The organism is Haloferula chungangensis, from assembly GCF_042664875.1.
Taxonomy (GTDB): Bacteria; Verrucomicrobiota; Verrucomicrobiia; order Verrucomicrobiales; family Akkermansiaceae; genus Haloferula; species Haloferula chungangensis.
Genome location: NZ_JBHTBS010000018.1, coordinates 19,762 through 41,330 on the forward strand (window position 1 = coordinate 19,762; position 21,569 = coordinate 41,330).

Genomic DNA, 21,569 nt, shown 5'->3' on the forward strand with positions numbered 1-21,569 from the left:
TGCTTACTTACAGCCATGTCGATCATTCGCCCATTCATGACCCTCTCCCTCGTCACCGCAATCTCTTCATGTGGCCTCGGTGGCGGCGACGAAAATTACGATACCGCCGGTGGCTACGACACTTCCAATCCCTATGGTGTTCCCAGCTCAGGGGGAGTCGACGCGTCCTATCAGGCCGTCAATCCACCAGCTGATGACAATCCGACCTACGGTGCCGCCGCCTACGAAGAAGCGGCACCGGCCGTGCCGAGTGTTCCTTCCGTTCCCGCAGCGCCCACCGCCTCCGCCGGAAGCCACACCATCGTCTCCGGCGACACCCTTTGGGGACTCAGCAAAAAGTATGGCGTCTCGGTCGATGCGATCCGAGCAGCCAATGGCATGGCCGCCAGCGACAGCACCGTTCGTCTCGGACAGACCATCAACATCCCCGCCAACTAGGCTGGAACATCCCCAAAACATTCGGGATGAGATCTCTGCTCGCCTCTTTCATCTTCCTCAGCAGCCTATGCGCCGAGGAAGTCGAACCCGATCCTTATGAGGGACTGACTCCTCTGCAGGCGGCCGTCGAGCACATGCTCTCCGAGCGTGAGTCCAAGGAGGCGCTCGATAAAGCCATCGAGGCCGCCCGCAAACAGGGCGCCTCCGAGCAAGCGATCCTCGAAGCACGGTTCATCTTCCACGTTGATCGCCGTGAGGACGACATCCTTGCCTCCATGGCTCCCGAGTTCGTTGCTCGACGCGACGACTTCAAGCTCGCCGAATCCGAAATTTTCGGACTCAGGGAAGATTGGCTCGCCGTCGTCGAGTACGTGCAGTCGATCGCCGCCCTGAAGGACAACGATCAGGCGGCATTCAAGAAGCACATCACCGAAGCCTTCTGGCTGAGCCCGCGCCAAGGCGTCGCATTCGCCCCGCACATCGAAAGACTTCGCCTCGATGAAGCCATGAAGAAGGTGAAGATCGACTTCACCCGCTCATTCCACACCTTGACGGGCGACAGCGTGACGCTCGCTTCACTCACCGAAGGAAAGAAAGCATTGCTGCTCCATTTCTGGTCACCCTGGAGTCGCGAATGCGAAGCGAGCATCAATGACTTCATCGTCAGCGAGAAGGAACTCGCCGCAAACAACATCGTCGTCGTCTCGGTGATCGGAGAGACAACACCCGAGGCTGTTACGGATACCGATGCGATCTTTTCAACCATCGGCAAGAAGCCTCCCGGCACCTGGATTCGCGATACGGAGAAAGCATCGCTGAGCCGACAGCTTCGCATCCAGAACGTTCCGATGATGGTACTGATCGGACTTGATGGCAAAGTCCTCTTCAATGGCCACCCCGCGGAAAAGCGCTTGTGGGAAGCGCTCGGCGGCATCGCACCGGGCATCACGCGCCCGCCGGTCGACGACGGACACTGAGCGTCGGCTCAACTACTATCATCGTAGTAGTTCAATTGACCCACCCCTTGGGAGATGATTGGAATTCCTCTGATTTCAATCAACACATCCTAGAAATCCCACAAAATTAACTTGACGACAGGAAGCCCTGCAAGCTTTATGGTATCACGCAATTGCCACACGGCGTTATCATGGCTAGATCAACCCACCCATCGAATCTCGAGCTGCAGGCACTCTCCGTCCTCTGGCACAATGGACCATCAACGGTAGGTGCAGTACTTGAAGCACTGCCCGACGGCAAAGACCGAGCTTACACAACGGTGCTCTCTGTGATGCAGAGCCTCGAACGAAAGAAGCTCGTGAAGCGCAAGAAGTCAGGACGCGCTCATGTTTACGAAGCTGCCAATACCAAGGAGCAAGTCGTCGATCAGGCGGCTGCTGATTTTCTAACCAATGCTTTCGGGGGCCGTCTCGGTGAGGCGATCCTCACGCTACTCTCGACTGGCACATTGACTCCGGAAGAGAAAACAAACATCGAACGCGAACTAAAAAGACACAAAGCCATGGCTGCTAGAAAGAAAGCTAAGAAGGCCTCGAAGAAGGCCGCAAAGAAAACCACGACGGTTAGAAAAACGACCGTGAAACGCGCTGCGAAAAAGGCAGCGAAGAAGACCAAGAAGGCCGCCAAAAAGAAGGTAGCCCGCAAGGTCGTCAAGAAGACCGCCAAGAAGAAGGTCGCGAAAAAAGCCGCCAAGAAAAAGGTCGCCAAGAAGGCTGCCAAGAAAGGCGCCAAGAAGGCGGCCAAAAAGGTAGCGAAGAAAGCGGCCAAGAAGGCGGCCAAGAAGGTCTCGAAAAAAGCCGCCAAGAAGAAGGTGGCGAAGAAGGCCGCCAAGAAGGCCGTCAAGAAAAAGACCGCCAAGAAGGCCACCAGACGCAGGAAGTAAGGCTTCTGAGCGTAGCTGAAGATTTGAAAGGACGGGGAGCGGATCGCTCCCCGTTTTTTTATGTGAATTAACCGTAAATTTGTCTTTGCAAGACCCCCAACCTCTCCCTAGCCTCCCGCCACTCTTCCGGGGGATCCCCCAAACAATGCGCGGTTAGCTCAGCGGTAGAGCACCTCCCTGACACGGAGGGGGTCACTGGTTCGATCCCAGTATCGCGCACCATCCCTCGCTTTCCCAGCGAGCTGCGGAAGGCAGAGTTCTCAATCTACTTCCTCACCCATTCAGCCAATTTCATGAAAGGCCCGCTTCCCACCGCGGAATCACTGGCGGTCTTACTTCGCCTGATTGACGATGAAACCCCAGAAGTCCGGCAATCTGTCGCGGGCGCACTGGATGCCTTCAGTGGTGATGTGAGCGAACTCCTTCACGAGGGCGTCATGAAACCGAGCGGCGATGACCTGAAGGTTCTTTCCAGCCTTCTCCAACCCGCGCGTCGCGAACGCCTGCGCCGGGATTGGATCGTTCCCGCCGGTGGTGCCGCCTCCTTGGCTGATGATTGGGATGCTTTCGAAGCGATGCTTCGTATTCTCTCCGACTATCTCCACGACGGCGTAACACTCAGGCAGCCGCTTGGCGACGCCCTCGACCTGCTGGCTGAAGAACTCGAGCCCCATTACATTGAAGATGGATGTGCGGGTTTGTGCAAAACCCTTCTTGGAAGCAAGCGACTCATCGCCGATCGCAAAGGTGAGATGGATCCGAAACTTCTCGATCTGGCAGCTGTCATTGCCGGCAGCCCGTCCAACTCATTCGGCCTCGGACTCATCCTTCTTCTCGTCGCACGGAGACTCGAAGCCGATATCAGCGGCGTCAGCCTGCCCGGCGCGTTCTTCTGCCGCTATGGGACCGAACAGGGGCCGATCCTCCTCGACCCGACAGCCGGAGGGCGACCGGTCGATCCTGCTGAGTTTACCCACCGAATCCGCCGTTATCCCAGGGAGATCCGCATGCTGGCGGGTCGCGCCGCCACTACCGGCGAGCTGCTGCTCCGGACCACGGAAGAGCTTGCCACCGCATTCGCGGTGCTGAACCTCACGGAAGACGCCGAGCTGATGGAAGACCTCGTCGACAGCCTTCTCCCCGGCGCCTAGATCGAGCTCGGATCAACTCGGAGCAGCTCGGACTAACAGCTTGAGCCCGAACTAACAGATAGTTCGCAGCTAACAGATCAGACCTCTCCGTCGGGATAGGCTTCGTGGTACTTGATCGCCTCGACACCGACGGCTGCAGCTGTTCCGAAGATGGTTTCCTCGCTTGCGGTGCGGGGCACCTGAGCGGCCGGGCGTGCCAGGCCGACGATCAACTGTCCGTAGTTCATCGCGCCTGCGCAGTGTTGCAGGAGTTTGAGCGAAATGTGAGCTGCATCCAGGTTCGGAAAGACGAGCACATCGGCCGACGGTCTGAGTTCAGAATCGGGAAGCTTGATTTCCGCCGCAGCTGGATCCAGCGCGACGTCAGCCTGCTCTTCCCCGTCAATCTTCATATCGAGGAACTGGGACTTGGCATGCTCCCGCGCCAAAGCGGTCGCTGCGGCGACGCGCAGGGCGTCGGGCGTGCTGGCAGAACCCTTGGTCGAGTGACTGAGCATCGCGACCCGTGCGGGACGACCAAGAAAGTGACGGGCAATCTTTCCGGTCTCGACAGCGATACTGGCGAGTTGCTCGACAGTCGGCTGAGGAATCAGTCCGCTATCTGAGAGAAGCAGAAGGCCACTGGCACCAAAGTGGTTCAAATGAGGCGCTGCTAGAATCGTCGTTCCAAAAATCTTCGGCACGCCGGGTAGCGGCTTGATGGTATGAATCAAGGCGCGGAACAAGGTCGCCGGCAACGCCAGATTGCCTCCGACCAGAGCGTCCGCCTGACCGTACTGCACCATCATCGCGCCGAAGTAGTGAGGCCGCGCGACGATCTCCGTTGGATCGCCCACCTGGGCGCCCCGATATCTTTCCACCTTCAGAAGGCGCTGACAGAACAAGGTGAAATCACCGGAACCCTTGGGACTGATCACCTTCACGAAGGTCAAATCGACATGGTGCTCCTTGGCGAGGGCAAGAATCCGGTCTCGTTCGCCGAGAAGAATCGGCACGGCCGCTTCAGCTTTAACCAGGCGCTCGGCTACCCTCAAAACCCTCAAATCTTCACCTTCAGTAAAGACAATCCGTTTGGGATGGCGTCGCAGCTTTTCAATAAGGGGTGCTGTAAATGAGGCAGCAGCTTGAGCTTGGCTTGATTCGTCAATCATCAGAAGATTCGCACGACCCGTGCGACAACTGCACTTTAGTGTCTTTAAGCATTTCGCCGCAACCCGAAACACCACAAAGCAGTGCCGGCCGACTACCATACCCACACCCCTCTCTGTCATCACGCCGAGGGCGAGCCTGAAGCCTACATTGACGCGGCTCTGGCCGCCGGTCTCAGCGAATACGGCGTCTCGGATCACGCCCCGGCCGTCCCCGAGCCCTTCGATGACTGGCGGATGTCCGAGGCGGACCTTCCCGACTACTGGAAATGGATCGAGCGCGCCCGAAGCCATGCCGCCGGACGCCTCCCTGTGCGGGCTGGCTTGGAGTGCGACTGGCTGGATGGCTGCGGCGAGTGGATTGCAGATCTGGCCGGGCGCTATCCATGGGACTACCTGATAGGTTCGGTGCACTATCTTGACGATTGGGACTTCGACAATCCGAAGTGGCTTGGTCGCTGGGCGGACAGCGACGTGGATCAGGTTTGGAAACACTACTGGAAGACCTACGAACAGATGGCCGCGAGCGGCTTGTTCAACATTCTCGGCCATCCAGATCTGGTGAAAAAGTTCTCTTACCGTCCGCAGGGCGATCTTGCCCGCTACTACGAAGCCTCCATCAGCGCCATCGCCCAATCGGGTTCGGCCATCGAGTTGAACACCGCCGGATGGCACAAACCCTGTGCCGAGGCTTATCCGGAATTCCGCTTTCTGGAACTGGCCGCTTCAGCCGGCATTCCCCTCGTCATTTCTTCCGATGCCCATGCGCCTCACGAGGTGGCGCGCGACTTCGGGAAGGCCATCGAGCTCGCGAAGTCTGCCGGCTTCCGCGAAACCCTGCTATTCGATCAACGCCAGAGCCGCAGCGAAACGCTCTAGGCGCTCACACTGCGGACGATCTCGGCATGGACATCTTCGGCACGCGCGACCTTTCCTCCGGCTCCGATGATGACCGCCTGCTCGCCTTCGTCGACCTCGTCGCGACCATGCGACCCTTTCACGAGATCGGCATTGAGAGGAATCACATCGAGCAGGGCACGGAAGCCGAGTTTTTTCTTCAACAGGAACTTCCCGATTTTCCACTTCGGACTGCGGATCGCCGGGTCGAGGAATAGCTCGACCGGATCGTACCCCGGCTTCCGGTGGATATCCACGCAACGCGCGAAGTCCGGCGCCCGGGCATCATCCAGCCAGTAGTAGTAGGTGAACCAGGCATCGGGTTCCGCCACGACCACAAAGTCACCGCTTCGCTCATCATCGAGCGACTCACGAACCTCCGCGACGCCGTCAATTCCCTCCAGAAAAGTTCGGAGTTCAGGCGTCGGCCCCTGCCTGGCATAGACATGCGCCACTTGATGGTCCGCCACGGCAAACACTTCGGATGCGCCGGCATCCAGCGTATCCGAACCCAGCTCATCCTTAATGCTCAACCAGCCATTTTCCCGGAAAATCCGGTTCAGATGAATCGGGCGGCTGACCGCCGAAATCCCGTACTCACTGAGCACGATCACCTTCACCTTACGGGATTCATAGTAGTCGATCAGATCACCTGCGACGCGGTCGATTGCTCGCAATTCCTCGTCCATCTCCGGGGCACCGGGACCAAACTTCTGCAGCCCGTAATCCAAGTGGGGAAGGTAAACGAGACTCAGGGTCGGCGACTCCTTTTTCTCCGTCCACTTGGCCGCCTCGGCAATCCACTCCGAGCAGGCGATCCCGGCGCCTGGTCCCCAGAAGCTCGGAAATGGAAAATCCCCCAGCTCCGCCTTGACCTCTTCCCGCCACCCCATCGGATGCGTATGAATGTCGAAGACCTTCCGTCCATCAGCCGGATACAAGGGTCTCGGCGTCATCGAGAAATCCGCCGACGAATACATATTGTACCACCAGAACAACTTTGCGCAGGTGAAGCCCGGGAATTTCTCGCGGAGTTCATCCCAGACCTTCGGCCCCCGGACCAAACGATTGCTCTGTTTCCAGAAGCGCACCTCGGCGCTTTCGCGATCATACCAGCCATTGGCGACAATCCCGTGCTGCGATGAACCCTTCCCCGTCAGCATCGATGCCTGCGCCGTGCAGGTCACCGCCGGAAAGGCGGGCGGAAACGACTGAATCCCCTCCCGACCGGCAAAGGTCGTGAGACGAGGCATTTTCTCTCCCAGAAGCGACTTCGAGAGACCCACCACATTTATCACCGCCAAGCGCTGCATCCCTTGGAGCTTTCCACTCCTCGTCCCTCATGACAATGCCCATACAAGTTTGATGGGAAGAAGAAGTTCGGACCGATCGGAGATCCCGGCTGATCCCCGCAAACCTGATTCCCTCTTGATAGTTCATTTTTTTCTGAACAAACTTTGCCCGCAATCCCAAGGCGCCCCTGCCGACTCTTCTCCATTCATGAAACTCTTCGGAACTGACGGCATTCGCGGCCGAGCCAACGAATACCCCATCACCCCCGAAGTCGCGCTTCGAGCAGGCAAAGCCGTGGCTGAGATCCTCCGATCCGGCGATCCCGCGCGGAATCGGGTGGTCATCGGAAAAGACACCCGGATTTCCGGCACCATGCTGGAATCCGCTCTAACATCCGGGCTCGTCTCGATGGGCATCGACGTGCTCCTCCCCGGTGCCTTGCCGACCCCTGCCATCGCCCACCTCACCAAGTCGATGGGTTGCGCGGCCGGCATCATGCTGACCGCCTCCCACAACCCTTTTGAGGACAATGGCTTGAAAATTTTCGGTCCCGGCGGCCACAAACTTTCCGACGAACTTGAAGCGCTCATCGAAAGCCACATCCTCGGTGAAAAGCCCGAGGCTGCAGCGACGGTTCCGGAGCGCATCGGCAAGGTCCAGATCATCGAAGATGCCAGCGGCCGCTACATCGAGTATGCAAAACAAACCGCCGACAACATCTCACTCCACGGGCTGAAAATCGTCATCGATTGCGGACACGGCGCCGCCTGGTCGATTGCTCCGCCAATATTCGAAGAACTCGGTGCCACGGTCATCACCACCGGTTGCGAGCCCAACGGCATCAACATCAACGCCGGCTGCGGAGCTCTCCATCCCGAGAAAGCCGGCGAACTGGTGCGCAGCCATCAGGCGGACCTCGGTGTTTCCTTTGACGGTGATGCCGATCGCGTGATTTTCACCGATGCCACGGGCACGGCAGTTTCGGGCGACCGGGTCATCGCGCTCTGTGCCCTGGCGCTGAAAGATCAGGATCGCCTCACCGGGAATACCATTGCCGCCACCGTGATGAGCAACCTCGGCCTCCACGAAGCCATGCGCCGCGAAGGCATCGAGGTCATCACCACCCAGGTCGGCGACCGCCACGTCCTCGAAGCCCTCCGGAATCACGGATTCTCCTTCGGTGGCGAGAACTCCGGCCACCTCATCTTCGCCGATCATGCGACTACGGGCGACGGCATCCTTTCCGCCCTGCAGGTGCTTGGCATGATGAAACGCAGAGGTGCCAGCCTCGCCGAACTCGCCGCCTGCATGGACGAGTTCCCCCAGCAACTCCTCAACCTCAGAGTCAACTCAAAGCCCCCGCTTGACGATCTTGCAGGCCTTCAGAAACTCATCGCAGAGGCGGACGAATCTTTCGGAGACTCAGGACGTCAATTGATTCGCTACTCCGGCACCGAGAACAAGATTCGCATCCTCGTCGAACATCGCGACGCCGCCACCGTCGACCTGTGGATCGAAAAATTTGCCGCCTGTGTCAAAGAGGAGATCGGCGTTCCGGCCTAACAACACTCATTCATGCCCCTCTTTCAAGATCACCAAATCGAGGTTTTCCCGATCGGCAACATCAGCCTGAAGGAACATCACGCTCGATTGGCCATGTCGGGGCTGCAGTTTCACCCTCATGCCTGGCTGAGCGAATCGGATATCACGGCGCTCACCACCAACGGTCTCTCGACCCTCCTGGATCACAGCCAAACGCCGCTTGCCTGGTTCGGCGATTCCCCATCAACGGACAGCACGCTGCTCGCCAAGGAGTCCTTTCTCATCATCCACTCGTGGGACATGCTGAAGGCAAACGAACTCCATGTCGGAGCTCTAACCGTCAATCATGTCATGGGTGAAGTCCACCCCCACGCCGTCATCGATGGCTTCGCGCATATTGGGCAGGGAACCCGCATCCTTCCAGGCGTCTACATCGAAGGAAACGTCGTCATCGGAGAGAACTGCAAGATCGGTCCGAACTGCTACCTCCGTGGCAACACGTCGATTGGCAACCACTGCCACATCGGCCAATCCGTCGAGATCAAGAACTCGATCATCTGCTCTAACACCAATGTCGGTCACCTTTCCTATGTCGGTGACTCGGTGCTTGGAAATCACGTCAATCTCGGCGCCGGCACCATGACCTCGAACCTGAGGCACGACGGAAAGAACCACCGCAGCATGGTCGAGGGTGAACTGGTCGACACCGGCCGCCGGAAGCTCGGAGCCATCATTGGCAATGGGGTCCACACCGGCATCAACACCTCAATCTACCCGGGACGGAAACTCTTTCCCAACACCTCCACACGGCCTGGCGAGATCGTCCAGCATGATCTCCGCGAGCCCTGACCTTCTCTCGAATTCCCAATCTCAAATTTCCAATTTCTCAATCACATGTGTGGCATCGTCGGATACATCGGTAAATCACCCGCCCCCTCCATCCTCATCAACGGTCTCAAGCGGCTCGAATATCGCGGCTATGACTCCGCCGGCCTCGCCATTATCGAGGACGACAAGATCGTCGTCGCGAAATCTCCCGGCAAGGTGGCATCCCTTCAGGAAAGGGCGCGTGCCGATTGGCCAACCGAGCGCTTCAAAACCTCGTCGACCGGAATCGCCCACACCCGCTGGGCGACCCACGGCCCGCCCACGGAAGTCAACGCGCACCCCCATCTCGATCAATCCGGCGGCATCGCCCTGGTGCATAACGGGATCATCGAAAACTACCGCGCCCTCCGCGCTCGTCTGGAAAGCAAGGGTCACACCTTCCACTCGGAGACCGACACGGAGGTCCTCTCCCATCTCATCGGCGAGAACGACAAAGGCAATCTCTTCCAGGCAGTTTGCGATGCGCTCCATCAGGTCGAAGGCACCTTCGGCATCGCGGTGATTTCGGCAAACGAGCCCGGAAAGATCATCACGGCGCGGCGCGGCAGCCCGATCGTCATCGGTGTGGGAGATGGCGAAACCATCGTCGCATCCGATGCCTCGGCGATCATTTCCCACACCCGCCAGGTAATCTACCTTGAGGATAACGACATCGCCATCGTCACCGCGAACGACGTCGAAATCCGCGACCTCGATCAGGTCCCCGTCACCCGCGAAGTGGCGGAACTTGGCTTTGATTCCGATGCCGCCGAAAAGGGTGGCTACGAGCACTTCATGCTCAAGGAAATCCACGAGCAGCCTGAATCGCTCGCCAACGCCATTCGCGGCCGTCTCGATTTCAATCTCGGCACTTCGGTCCTCTCCGGCATGGGCACCTCGGCTCGCGATCTTTCGGAAATTCAGCGCGTCGTGTTCCTCGGTTGTGGCACCTCACTTCACGCTGGACTCGTCGGTGAGTACGCCTTTGAGGACCTCGCCGATATTCATGCCGAAGTCCAACAGGCCGCCGAGTTCCGCTATCGCAATCCGATCATCAGCCGCTCCGACCTGGTCGTCGCCATTTCCCAGTCCGGTGAAACGGCCGACACCCTCGCGGCGGTCCGCGAAGCCAACCAGAAAGGTGCCTTCGTCATGGGCCTCTGCAACGTCGTCGGCTCGACCATCGCCCGCGAAACCGGCCGCGGCATCTACCTCCACGCCGGTCCTGAAATTTCCGTCGCATCGACCAAGGCCTTCACCTGCCAGGTCGCGGTGATGCTGATGATGGCGCTCAAGCTCGGACGCGGACGCCGCTTCTCTCGCGAAGAAGGCCTCAAGCTTGCGCGGGAAATCGAACGCATTCCCGAACTCGTCGAACGGACCATTCAGCAAAGCGATAAGATCGAAAAGATCGCCGCTCGCTACGCCGAACACGAGCACGCCTTCTTCATCGGACGCGGCTACCTCTATCCCGTCGCCCTGGAAGGAGCACTCAAGCTCAAGGAGATCTCCTACATCCATGCCGAGGGCTACCATGCCGCCGAGCTCAAGCACGGCCCGATCGCCCTGCTTCAGAAAGGGACCCCGGTCATTGCCCTGGCCAACGACATCGCCGGCAAGGACAAGACGCTCGGCAACGTCGAGGAGTGCCGCGCCCGTGGTGCCCGGATCCTCGGAGTGATCACCGAAGGCGACAAGGAAGCTGCCGAGTTCATGGACGATTTCATCGAAGTTCCGGCCTGTCATCCGCTCGTCGCGACCATTCCGACGGCCGTCGCCCTCCAGCTGCTCTCCTACCACATCGCCCGCGCCCGCGGCTGCGAGATTGACCAGCCACGCAACCTGGCAAAATCGGTCACCGTCGAGTAATTACTCGCTTGGCCGATCCCGCCAACAAGTCACCATTCCCTCATGCGCCAGTATCTCGATTTACTCCGCGACGTCCTCGAGACCGGCGAAGAACGCGCCGACCGCACCGGGACCGGCACCCGTGCGGTCTTCGGCCGACAGGTCCGATACGATCTGCGAGAGGGATTTCCCTGTCTCACGACCAAGAAACTCCACCTTCGTTCGATCATTCACGAACTTCTGTGGTTTCTGAAAGGCGACACCAACATCGCCTACCTCAAGGAGAACGGTGTTCGAATCTGGGACGAATGGGCGGATCAAAATGGTGATCTCGGACCGGTCTACGGCCGCCAGTGGCGTTCGTTTCCGACACCCGACGGCCGTCACATCGATCAGATTGCCGAACTTCTCCACGGTCTCAAGGGGGACCCGCATTCCCGTCGGCACCTCGTCGTCGCGTGGAATCCTGGCGAGATTTCCCGCATGGCGCTTCCGCCTTGCCACTGCCTGTTTCAGTTCTTTGTTCACGAACCGGATTCCGAGAAGCCGGGGCTTTCCTGCCAGCTCTACCAACGCTCGGCCGACATCTTCCTCGGAGTTCCTTTCAATGTGGCTTCCTACGCCCTGCTCACCCAGATGCTCGCGCAGGTTTGTGGCTACGAAGCCCGCGAATTCGTCCATACCTTCGGCGATCTCCACCTTTACAACAACCACATCGAGCAGGCCAAAGAGCAACTGAGCCGCAGCCCCCGCTCGCTGCCGACCATGAGGATTGATCCCTCGATCACCGAACTCGACGCCTTCACCATCGATCACTTCGAACTCCAGGACTACGATCCCCTGCCCCACATCAAGGCATCGGTCTCAGTCTAACAGCTCGACCACTTTTCCCTCATGAAGCTTACCGCCGTCGTCGCCATGACACCCGACCGAATCATCGGGCGGGATGGCTGCCTGCCATGGCATCTTCCCGAGGACCTCGCCTACTTCAAACGCACCACCATCGGCCACCCGATCCTCATGGGGCGGAAAACCTACGAATCCATCGGGCGCCCGTTACCGAAGCGCCGTAACATCGTCATCACCCGCGACACTTCATGGTCGGCTGATGGCGTCGATGTCATTCACAGCCCTTCAGCCCTTGGCGAACTCGGCATCGATGGCGAAGTCTTCATCATTGGAGGTGCCGAGATCTATCAGGCCTTTCTCCCCCGGCTCGACGAGATCCTCGTTTCCTACGTTTTCCAAAGTTATCCCGGCGACACCCGCTTCCCGGAATTCGAGCATCTCTTCGGTCCGGCCGAGGTCCTCGAAACCTACGAAGCCTTCGAGGTCCGCCGCTACCTCTCAAACTAACAACACCGACAAGACATCATGGCCAACTTCGAACTCACCGGCACCCTCAAGCACCTCATGGATCTCCAAACCTTTGCCAGCGGCTTCACCAAGCGTGAATTCGTCATGGAAGTGAAGGACGGAAACTACCCGCAGATGATCAAGTTCGAGTGCGTGAAGGACAAGACCGCGATCCTCGACGGCCTCGCCATCGGCGACGAGATCACCGTCACCTTCGACATCCGCGGCAACGAATTCAAGGAGCGCTTCTACGTCAACCTCGTCGCCTGGAAACTCAGTAAGGCCGAAGGTGGCTCCAGCCAAGACGCCCCAGCGGCCAGCTCATCCCTCGACGAGCAGTTCGACAACGAACCCGACGACGGCGACGACATCCCGTTCTGATCAACCTTCCTTTTTCAGATCAAAAGGGGCGAGATGAGCCCCTTGATCTCGAGGGAGTCTACTACCAGCTCAGATTTCAACACCCGGGCTCCTCAGCCTTCTCTAGCTCAAAAGAGGGCTGAAAACCTGAACGATGCGCTCAACCGCGGCGCAATCTTTCCCCCGCCCGGAGGACCATCTCAAGCGCGGTTTGGCTTACGGTCAGCTTGAAGGCAAGCCGGTCTCTAACATACCGCTCACGCCGCACCTGGGTCACGCCACCTTTGATGGCCAAAGCCAGAAAAACCGTCCCTACCGGCTTTTCCTCGGTGCCACCGCCCGGGCCGGCGATTCCCGTCACGGACACGGCCACATCGGCACCGGAGGCTTTCAGGGCACCTTCCGCCATCTGCTTCGCGACGGTTTCGCTGACGGCCCCTACGCGCTGAAGATCATCCCACGAGACGCCTAACAGGTCCCGCTTTGCCTCGTTCGCATAGCTCACGAAGCCATAGGTCAGCACCGTGCTTGATCCCGGCACATCGGTGACCCGGCTGGCGATCAGACCACCGGTGCAGCTTTCCGCGATCGCCAGCTTCAACCCTCTTTCGCTAAAGCATCCAACAACGACCTCTTCCAGCGAACTCCCATCCTCTGAAAAGCAGCGGTCACCAAATGCGGCGAGCACGATCTCACGGCCCTTTGCAATCGCTTCCGCATTGCCGATCAGTCTCACATCGACCTCGGATGTCCGCGCGCAGTATCCCACTTCGAGGTTTGGAATCTCCGCCAGCAGCGCATCCACCCCATGGTGAATGGCGCTTTCTCCCAAGCCGGCAAATTTCAGCTCCAGCACCTCTTCCGCCGTTTCCCCTCCTGACAAGGCCTTCAGGCGGGGCATAACTTCTGCATGAAACATGGGATAGAGCTCACGAGGAGGCCCCGGCAAAAGAAACACCGCGCAGTTTGCCGCGCCATTCAATCGCGGCGGCACGTAGATCCCCGGAGCCGTGCCATTGGGATTCGGCAGCACATCCGCACCCACGGGCACCTGAGCCTGCTTCCGATTGTCGGGAGACATCTCGTATCCCCTGAGCGCAAAATATGCCTCAAGCGAACGCATGGCCGCCTCGTCCTCAATTAGCTCGGCACCAAGCACGGCGGCTGTCGCCTCCCGCGTAATATCATCACTCGTCGGGCCCAGACCTCCGGTCACCAGCACCACATCCGCTCGACCCACGCATTCTGCGAGCGCCTCGCGGATCGCGTCGCCATCCGGCACCGTCGTCTGGCGCTGAACTCGCAGGCCCAGTTTGAAAAGCTCCTGACCGAACCACCCGCCATGGGTGTTCATCGTCGTGCCCAGCAGCAGTTCGCTGCCCGTGTTGAGAACTTCGATTCTCACGGCAAGATTTCATTCCGCGGAGTCCTCGCTCCACGTCACTTCCTTTGCATCGCCCCACAGACTCTCCAATCCGTAGTATTCGCGCATTTCGGAATGCATCACGTGAACCATCACATCGATGTAGTCGAGCACCACCCAGCGAGTATCGGTTTTGCCTTCGGTATTCACCGGTTTGGAGTCCGTCCATTCGTCAACGTGGACCCGCACATCCCGCAAAATCGCGCGCAAGTGGGGCATCGAGGAGCCTGAGCACACGACCATGTAGTCGGTCAGTGACGATAGTCCGCGCAAATCCCACACACGGATGTCCTCCGCTTGAATCTCCGCCGCTGCCTTCGCACATGCGATGGCCAGTTCCTTGCCTTTTGCTGCCATTTCGAAATTCCCCGTTAGCGGGGCTGCGCATCCTACCCGCCCAAGGGCTCTTGGCTACCCCAAAAAGCGGCGAATCCCGATGCCACACCCCCAAAGGCTCCAGTCTTCCCCTTCCCGCCCCATTTCCCTATCCATCATTCATGAAACTGGCATTTCTCTCCTTGCTCGTCGCCCTCCCGTTGTTCGCCGCCGACTTGGATTTCAAGGAACGTTTCGCCGATCCCGTCAGCCGCGATCGCGCACTCGAATCACTCATCCCCGGCACCCGTGACTGGTTCTTCTATCACGCCCTCGACCAGCAGCTCAGCGGACGCACCGTGGACTTCGCAAAGACGATGGCCGATTGGAAGGCCGCGAATGACTCGTCGATCCGCCCGGTGGTCCTCGATGGCTACGAAACCCTCGTCACCCGGGAACTCCTGCTGCGCTACGAGTCCGACCCACAGAAAAATCTCGCCGCCCTCATCGAACGCTTCGATCTCAAGTTCGACGCCAGCCGTCCCGACGCCCGCGAGGTCGAAAAACTCCCAAGCGTCCTCGATCCCCAACTCATCACCCACGGTGCCTTTTCCCATGCCGCCGCCCTGAAATACCCGCATGCTCCCTGGCGCGCCCGCCAACCCCACCAACTCCTCCGCGACCTCGACGATGTCGAGAACTTCAGCGACGAGCAGGTCCGCTACGTCCTGACCGAAACCTCACGCAGCGACTACCCCGGCGTCACCGCCCTCGTCTCCCGCGGCTTGGCGTTGAAAAACCCGATCAACTTCGGAGACACCCCATTCCACGAACAACTCACCCTCGCCCAACTCGAAGAGCTCGTCGTCAGCCATCCGAAACTCAAATCCGATTTCAAGTTTGTCCCCCTCTACCTCGCCAAACTCCGCAGCCACAGCGAGGCTGAATTCCTCCGCGACCCCGCCCTCCACGCCGCCTACCTCGACAAGTGCCGCGTCTTCGCCCTGAGCCTGCCGCCCTCACAAGTCAGCCTGCGCGCCCACATCCTCTACCACCACCTCCGCCTTCAGCGCGAACTCGGCAACTACCCACTCAACGACTTCATCGCTTACATCTCCATCCCCCGCGACCATCATCCGATCCTCCGCGACCGTGCCCGCGAGAACCTGAAATACCCGATGCTCTCGGTGAACTACTCCGATGCCACCGGCTGCGCCCCGATCGGATCGGATGAGGAACTCGTCGAGGACTACCTCCTCCATTTCCTCGGAAAATCCGACACCAGCGAGACCTTCGGACCCTACCTCGAAGTCCAGGCTCTGGAGAAACTTCACGCCCGGGCCCGTCTGTTAGCCGGTGGCGATCCGAATCGCTGGGGCCGCAAGCTCGATCCCGGCGACTTCGCCAAACTCCTTGAGGAAACCCGCGTCGACTTCGCGCCCGGCCAACCTGATCGCTACGACTCCGACTCAAATGTCAGTCTCGATCTGGAACTCAAGAACACCCCCAAGCTCCTCATTCGCATCTATCAACTCGACCTTCCCTCCATCCTCGAACGCCAGGGCCGCGAGCCCGGACCGGACTTTGATCTCGATGGACTCGTCCCCCATCACTCCCGCTCGATCACATTCACGCAAGCCCCTCTCGTCGTCCATCGCGAGTCCATCGATCTCCCCGAGCTCAGCGGTCCCGGGGCATGGATCGTCGAGTTCGTGGCCGATGGTGAAGCTTGCCGCGCCCTGCTGCGCAAAGGAAGCCTCACCCCCTACGTCCAGCGCGATGCCGATGGCCAGAGCATCCGCGTCTTCGATGAAAACAACAGGCCCGTCACCAAGGTCAGCTTCGCCCTCGGCCCGGTCGGCACCGTCTTCAAACCCGACAAATCCGGAGTCATCCGCGTTCCGAATTCCGAGTTCTCCCGCTCAACCCAGGGCGTCCTCTCCAGTGATTCCCTCGCCCAGATCCTCAGAATTGACGAGCGCTCGGACGACTTCAAACTCGATACTCGCATCCACCTCGACCGCGAGCAACTACTCGCCGACTCCCGTGCCCACGCGCGCCTTCAGGTCAAGCTCTCCAATCACGGCCACGCCATCCCCCTTGATCGTATCGAGGACGCCTCACTCACGCTTTCCGCCAAACTCATCGGCGGCGTCACCACCGAGCACGTTATTGCCGATGACCTGGAAATCACGCCGGCTTTTGAAGTTCCCTTTCAAGTCCCTGCCGACACCCTCGAGCTCACCCTCAAGCTCGCCGGCACCATCATCCCCCGCGACAATTCCGACCCTGTAAAACTCGAATCCTCGTCGAGCTTCAGCTTCAACTCTCTCCTTAAAGGACACTTCACCAGCGCCAACTTCACCCGCACACCGCAAGGCTATGTTCTCGAAGTCCGCGGACGAAATGGCGAAGCCCTGGCGAACCGCGCGATCAACTTCACCTTCCTTCACAACGACTTCAGCGGCTCCACCGAAATCAACACCCGCCTCAGATCCGACGAGCAAGGCCGTATCCGGCTCGGCTTGTTAGAAGACCTGCGTCTTGTCGCCGCATCCTACGACGGCAGAGACCTCGCCACGCTCGATCGAAGCGACCTCAGCCCCAGCACGCGCCTGAGCAGCGAGATCCGCGTCGCCGCCAATGAAGTCATTCGCCTCCCGCTCGACGCCCCCTTCGATCGCAGCACCTTCTCCTTTGTCGAACTCGATCTCCGCCAGCGCCCCCGCGTCGATCACGCCGACAAACTCGTCACCGAAGGAAAACAGCTCGTTCTCAACAATCTAACACCCGGCAGCTACCGTCTGCGCACCCCGCAAAATGAAGTCCGTATCGAAATCGAAAGCACTCCGGCTTCCGGTGATCTCTTCATCTCGCCCACCCGGATCGCACCTCGCGTGTTGCCGGCTTATCCCGTCGTCACCGAAATCAGAGCCGAGAACGACCAACTCCTCATTGAGACCACCGATGCCAGTCCGGCCACCCGCATTCATGTCGTCGGCTCCCGCTACATCCACCCATGGAATCACTGGCAAGCCCTCGCGCCCTTCCCGTCGCCGAAGCCACCGATTCTAACACCCGGCTTTGAAACCAACGCCTTCCTCACCGAACGACGTCTCGATTCCGAAATGCGCTACATCCTCGAACGTCGTGGCGCCAGAACCTTCCCCGGTTCCATGCTGCCACGCCCCGGCATCCTCGCCCAGCGATGGAGCCAGGAAGACATCGATTCTGCCGTGCTCCCACCTCTCGATGGCGCCGACGGGAAGACCTCAAGAAAAGCCTCGCCCAGGCGCCAAAGTATCGGTGAAAGCGATCCCTTCTCTGGTCACGGCGGTTCCTCCGGCTCGAACACACCCGACTTCCTCGACTACCTCTCCCGCCGCTCCGAACTCCACTACGACCTCACTCCCGACGGCGACGGTGTCCTTCGCCTGCCCCTCGCCACCTTCGATGGCTGTCAGATCATTCAAGTCGTCGTCACCGACCGCGGCTCCCTCAACCGCCAGGCCTTCGCCCTCCCGCAGAGCTCCATCCCGCTGCGCGACCGCCGTCTTTCGCATCCGCTTGATCCAGAAAAGCACCACATCGGCACCCGCAGCGCCGCCGCCTTGGCGAAAGGAGCCGAAGCCTCCATCACCAACATCCTCGACGCCGACTGGCGTGCCTTCACCACCCTGACAGAAGCCCACGAATTCCTCTATGGAGCCCTCGGCGATGAAAAGCTCCGCGCCATGAGCTTCCTTCTCTCCTGGCCCGAGATCGATGAAGAAGCCAAGCTTGCCCATTGGTCCGAGCACGCCAGCCACGAGTTCCACCTCTTCCTCGCCCGCAAGGATCCCGCCTTCTTCGAGAAGCACGTCAAAGCCCTGTTAGAGAAAAAACTGGAACCGACCTTCATCGACGACTTCCTCCTCCGCCGCGACCTCACCCCCTACCTCCGCCCCTTCGCCTGGAACCGCCTCAACGCCGCCGAGAAAGCACTGCTCGCCATCGGAGCGCGGACTTTAGTCCGCCCCGAAGCCCCGGCCAACGAGGCCCAGGCAGAGTTCCAGAAACGCATTGCCGCCGAACTCCAACACCGCTGGGAACTCGAATCTCCCACCCCCGAGCAGCAGACCAAACTCTTCAGCCAAACCCTCCGAGGCACCGACCTCGCTACCGAAGATTCTCTCGGCTTGGCACGGAGAAACGCATCACCCCTTGGTGGACCTACCACCCAATCTGCAGGAGCCACCCTGATTCTTCAAAAACTCAAAAACATCATCATCCCGGTCATTGATTTTGAAGACACCTCTATCCAAGAAGCCATCGATTTCCTCAGGATCCGATCCATCGAGTTGGATACATGGGAAATGAATCCTGACTTCAAAGGCATCAACTTCGTGATCCGTCAGCCTCGGGGCGATGGCGGTGATTTCGGGGCTGCTCGAATCAAGCAGCTCCGACTTCGCAACGTTCCCCTTGCTGAAGCCCTCGATTATATTTGCGAGTCCACTCGCATGCGTTGGTCGACAGACGATTTCGCCGTGACCATCAAACCTGCCACAGAAGTCGGCGAAGACCTATTTACCCGGACATTCAATGTGCCTCCCGACTTTATGGAGCGAATCATTGGGGGAACTGGCGGTAAAAGGATGAGCTTTGTGGAGGCCCTGAAAGCAAATGGCGTGAAGTTCCCGCCCGATGCAAGCGCCCAATTTTACGCGAGTAATAACACGCTGATGATTCGAAACACTCCGACCAATCTGGACATGGTCGAATCAATCATCTCGGCAGTTCATGACAATAATTGGACCGAGGAAGAAGACTCCGCCGCATTCATCGACCCGTTCGCAGCACCCGCAACAGTTCTCCCCCCAATCAACGACGGTGCTGATTTCCTATCACCCCCAGAACTCCCCAACCCAGTCGCCAAACCCTTCTACGCCCGCCCCTCATGGTCCTCCAAGCGCGGCCAAACCCGGCTCTGGCTCCCATCGAACTACTACCGCCATAGTGGTTCCACCAATGAGTCCCTGATCCCGCTCAATCCCTTCTGGCTTGACCTCGCCCAGTGGGGCGGAAACGGCCCCTTCATCTCACCCCATTTCAACAGCTGCACCCACAGCGTGAGCGATGCCCTGATGTGCCTCGCCATGCTCGATCTGCCCTTCAAAGCCGAACGCCCGGAAGTCAAAGTCGACGGTTCTGCGCTCACCGTCAAAGCCCGCGATGCGATGCTCCTATTCTACAAGGACACTCGCGAGACCGACAAAATCGCGCCCGATGCCCCGCTGCTTGTGCGCCAGACCTTCCACCGTCTCGACGACCGCTTCCGCATCGACGCCGGCCGCAAGATCGAGAACACCATCACCGGCGACTTCCAGACCGGCGTCGCCTATGGCGCCTCGCTCGTCGTCACCAATCCCTCCGGTGCGGGTCGCCGCATCGATGTGCTCGCCCAGATCCCCGCCGGCGCGATCCCCATCGCCGCCAAGCCACCGACGCTTTCCGAGACCCGCGAACTCGCCCCCTACGGTGTTCTAACATTCGAGCTCGCGTTCTATTTCCCCGCTCCCGGCGACTTCGCCGTCTACCCAATGCACGTCGCGGAAAACGACACCATCCTCGCCTCCGCACCCGCCAAAACCCTGCGCGTGCTCAGCGATCCGATCGAAGAAGACCGCGCCTCGTGGACCAGCATCGCCGGGGATGGCAGCGACGACGAAGTCCTCGACCATCTTCAGAGCGCCAACCTCCACTCGACCAATCTCGACCTGATCCGCTGGCGACTTCAGGACCGCGTCTTCTTCGCCAAAGCCACTGCCATCCTCCGTGAGCGACTCCACAGCATTCAGGACGTCAACGCCTATGGATTCCTTCACGCCGATGTTCCCAGCATTCGCACCTGGCTCGAGAACTCGCAGGTCCGATTGGAAGTCGGAGCTTCCCTGCAAAGCCCGTTGCTCACCATCGATCCCGTCGAGCATCTCGATTGGCAGTCGCTGGAATTCGATCCGCTCGTCAATCCCCGCATTCATTCGTTCGGTGACAATCCGCGACTCAGCTTCGAAACTGCCCGTCAGCACTACGAAAGCTACCTCGACCAGCTCTCGTGGAAAGCCGAACTCAGCGCTGAAGATCAACTTCACCTGAGCTGGTTCCTCTTCCTCCAGGATCGCATCGAAGAGGCGATTGCCCGCTTCGAGAAAGTCGAATCTAACAAGCTCAGCACCAAGCTCAGCTACGACTACCTCCAGGCCCTCACCCACTTCCACCGCGCTGAACCTAACAAGTCCCGCGAGATCGCCGCGAAGCACCAGCACCTCCCCCCCGGCCCGTGGCGCGAGCGCTTCGACGCCGTGCTCGCCCAGGCCGACGAAATCGGCGCACTCGCCCAGCCGCAGGTAGAGCAAAAGGCAATCACCGAGAAAGCCGAGCCCACCCTCGAAATCGCGCTCAACCCCGATGGAAAACTCCGCCTCACCCACCAGCGACTCAATCAAGCCGACCTGAAACTTTATCACGTCGATCTCGAGATGCTCTTCTCGAAGAACCCCTTCCTCTACGACACCGACGACCTTCCCGGCACCCGTCCGAACCTCATCCGACAAGTCGCCCTTGAAGGAAACGAAACGGTCCTCGAACTTCCCGAAGAGTTCCGTCGCGGCAACGTCCTCATCGCCGCCGACGCCGGTTCCACCAAGGCCCTTCAGATCCTCGATAGCCAGGCCATCAAACTGGAGCACCGAAAAGTCGACACCACCCTCCAGGTCTTCGACGCCGAGAGTCGCACCCCGCTTTCCGCCTGCTACGTCAAAGTCTACCGCGAGCAAAACGGCGAACCCGTCTTCCTCAAGGATGGCTACACCGATCTGCGAGGGAAGTTCGACTACCTCACCCTCACCGACGGCGAGTCCCCACCCTCCGGCGACATCGCCATCTTCGTCGACCATCCCAAGAAAGGCTCCCGCACCCTCATCATCGAGCGCTAGCCAAGGAGCGGCGACTTCAGTCGCCGACACTGAACTCCGATCCACCCATCACTG

Annotated in this window: 16 protein-coding genes and 1 tRNA gene; 13 read left to right on the forward strand and 4 right to left on the reverse strand. The window is 59.5% G+C overall.

What is annotated here, in order from left to right:
- Positions 1-15 precede the first annotated feature (15 nt).
- The 5 genes from ACFQY0_RS20020 (at position 16) to ACFQY0_RS20040 (ending at position 3,489) form a co-directional block, all read left to right on the forward strand.
- Complete coding sequence (locus ACFQY0_RS20020) at positions 16-438, forward strand: LysM peptidoglycan-binding domain-containing protein (RefSeq protein ID WP_379716418.1); 423 nt, start codon at positions 16-18, stop codon at positions 436-438.
- A gap of 26 nt (positions 439-464) precedes the next feature.
- Positions 465-1,415, forward strand: coding sequence for a thioredoxin-like domain-containing protein (locus ACFQY0_RS20025; protein WP_379716421.1), 951 nt, complete (start codon positions 465-467; stop codon positions 1,413-1,415).
- Positions 1,416-1,585: 170 nt separating this feature from the next.
- Positions 1,586-2,338, forward strand: a complete 753-nt coding sequence (locus tag ACFQY0_RS20030; protein ID WP_379716423.1) for a BlaI/MecI/CopY family transcriptional regulator — start codon at positions 1,586-1,588, stop codon at positions 2,336-2,338.
- Positions 2,339-2,485: 147 nt separating this feature from the next.
- Positions 2,486-2,560: transfer RNA gene (locus ACFQY0_RS20035), tRNA-Val, on the forward strand.
- A 71-nt stretch (positions 2,561-2,631) separates the two neighbouring features.
- Positions 2,632-3,489 (forward strand): transglutaminase family protein, encoded by an 858-nt coding sequence (locus ACFQY0_RS20040; RefSeq protein ID WP_379716426.1) that lies wholly within the window; start codon positions 2,632-2,634, stop codon positions 3,487-3,489.
- A gap of 77 nt (positions 3,490-3,566) precedes the next feature.
- Here the strand turns inward: ACFQY0_RS20040 and ACFQY0_RS20045 are convergent, their stop codons facing one another.
- Complete coding sequence (locus ACFQY0_RS20045) at positions 3,567-4,640, reverse strand: phosphate acyltransferase (protein WP_379716429.1); 1,074 nt, start codon at positions 4,638-4,640, stop codon at positions 3,567-3,569.
- A gap of 81 nt (positions 4,641-4,721) precedes the next feature.
- Between ACFQY0_RS20045 and ACFQY0_RS20050 the strand changes: the two genes are divergently transcribed.
- Complete coding sequence (locus tag ACFQY0_RS20050) at positions 4,722-5,516, forward strand: histidinol-phosphatase (RefSeq protein ID WP_379716431.1); 795 nt, start codon at positions 4,722-4,724, stop codon at positions 5,514-5,516.
- Here the strand turns inward: ACFQY0_RS20050 and ACFQY0_RS20055 are convergent.
- Complete coding sequence (locus ACFQY0_RS20055) at positions 5,513-6,847, reverse strand: alkaline phosphatase family protein (RefSeq protein WP_379716434.1); 1,335 nt, start codon at positions 6,845-6,847, stop codon at positions 5,513-5,515. The two genes, ACFQY0_RS20050 and ACFQY0_RS20055, sit on opposite strands and share 4 nt — an antisense overlap.
- A gap of 187 nt (positions 6,848-7,034) precedes the next feature.
- Between ACFQY0_RS20055 and glmM the strand changes: the two genes are divergently transcribed.
- Genes glmM through ACFQY0_RS20085 form a run of 6 tightly spaced genes read left to right on the forward strand, consistent with a single transcriptional unit; the run spans position 7,035 to position 12,821 of the window.
- A complete protein-coding gene (gene glmM, locus ACFQY0_RS20060) occupies positions 7,035-8,390 on the forward strand; it encodes a phosphoglucosamine mutase (protein ID WP_379716437.1) in 1,356 nt (451 codons plus the stop codon).
- Positions 8,391-8,402: 12 nt separating this feature from the next.
- Positions 8,403-9,218, forward strand: a complete 816-nt coding sequence (locus ACFQY0_RS20065) for a hypothetical protein (protein WP_379716440.1) — start codon at positions 8,403-8,405, stop codon at positions 9,216-9,218.
- Positions 9,219-9,263: 45 nt separating this feature from the next.
- Positions 9,264-11,105 carry a glutamine--fructose-6-phosphate transaminase (isomerizing) gene (gene glmS, locus ACFQY0_RS20070; protein ID WP_379716443.1) on the forward strand — a complete coding sequence of 614 codons (1,842 nt, stop codon included), beginning with the start codon at positions 9,264-9,266 and terminating at the stop codon, positions 11,103-11,105.
- A gap of 42 nt (positions 11,106-11,147) precedes the next feature.
- On the forward strand, positions 11,148-11,957 hold the full coding sequence (locus ACFQY0_RS20075; protein WP_379716446.1) for a thymidylate synthase: 810 nt from the start codon (positions 11,148-11,150) through the stop codon (positions 11,955-11,957).
- Between the two features lie 21 nt (positions 11,958-11,978).
- Positions 11,979-12,440: a dihydrofolate reductase gene (locus ACFQY0_RS20080; RefSeq protein ID WP_379716449.1), complete on the forward strand. Its 462-nt coding sequence runs from the start codon at positions 11,979-11,981 to the stop codon at positions 12,438-12,440.
- 18 nt (positions 12,441-12,458) lie between these two features.
- Positions 12,459-12,821, forward strand: a complete 363-nt coding sequence (locus ACFQY0_RS20085; protein WP_379716452.1) for a DUF3127 domain-containing protein — start codon at positions 12,459-12,461, stop codon at positions 12,819-12,821.
- A gap of 139 nt (positions 12,822-12,960) precedes the next feature.
- Here the strand turns inward: ACFQY0_RS20085 and ACFQY0_RS20090 are convergent, their stop codons facing one another.
- Positions 12,961-14,205 (reverse strand): competence/damage-inducible protein A, encoded by a 1,245-nt coding sequence (locus tag ACFQY0_RS20090; RefSeq protein WP_379716454.1) that lies wholly within the window; start codon positions 14,203-14,205, stop codon positions 12,961-12,963.
- Positions 14,206-14,214: 9 nt separating this feature from the next.
- Positions 14,215-14,580 carry a ribosome silencing factor gene (rsfS, locus tag ACFQY0_RS20095; RefSeq protein ID WP_379716457.1) on the reverse strand — a complete coding sequence of 122 codons (366 nt, stop codon included), beginning with the start codon at positions 14,578-14,580 and terminating at the stop codon, positions 14,215-14,217.
- A 140-nt stretch (positions 14,581-14,720) separates the two neighbouring features.
- Here rsfS and ACFQY0_RS20100 point away from each other — a divergent pair, with 140 nt between their 5' ends.
- Positions 14,721-21,515: a hypothetical protein gene (locus ACFQY0_RS20100; RefSeq protein ID WP_379716460.1), complete on the forward strand. Its 6,795-nt coding sequence runs from the start codon at positions 14,721-14,723 to the stop codon at positions 21,513-21,515.
- Positions 21,516-21,569: the final 54 nt, after the last annotated feature.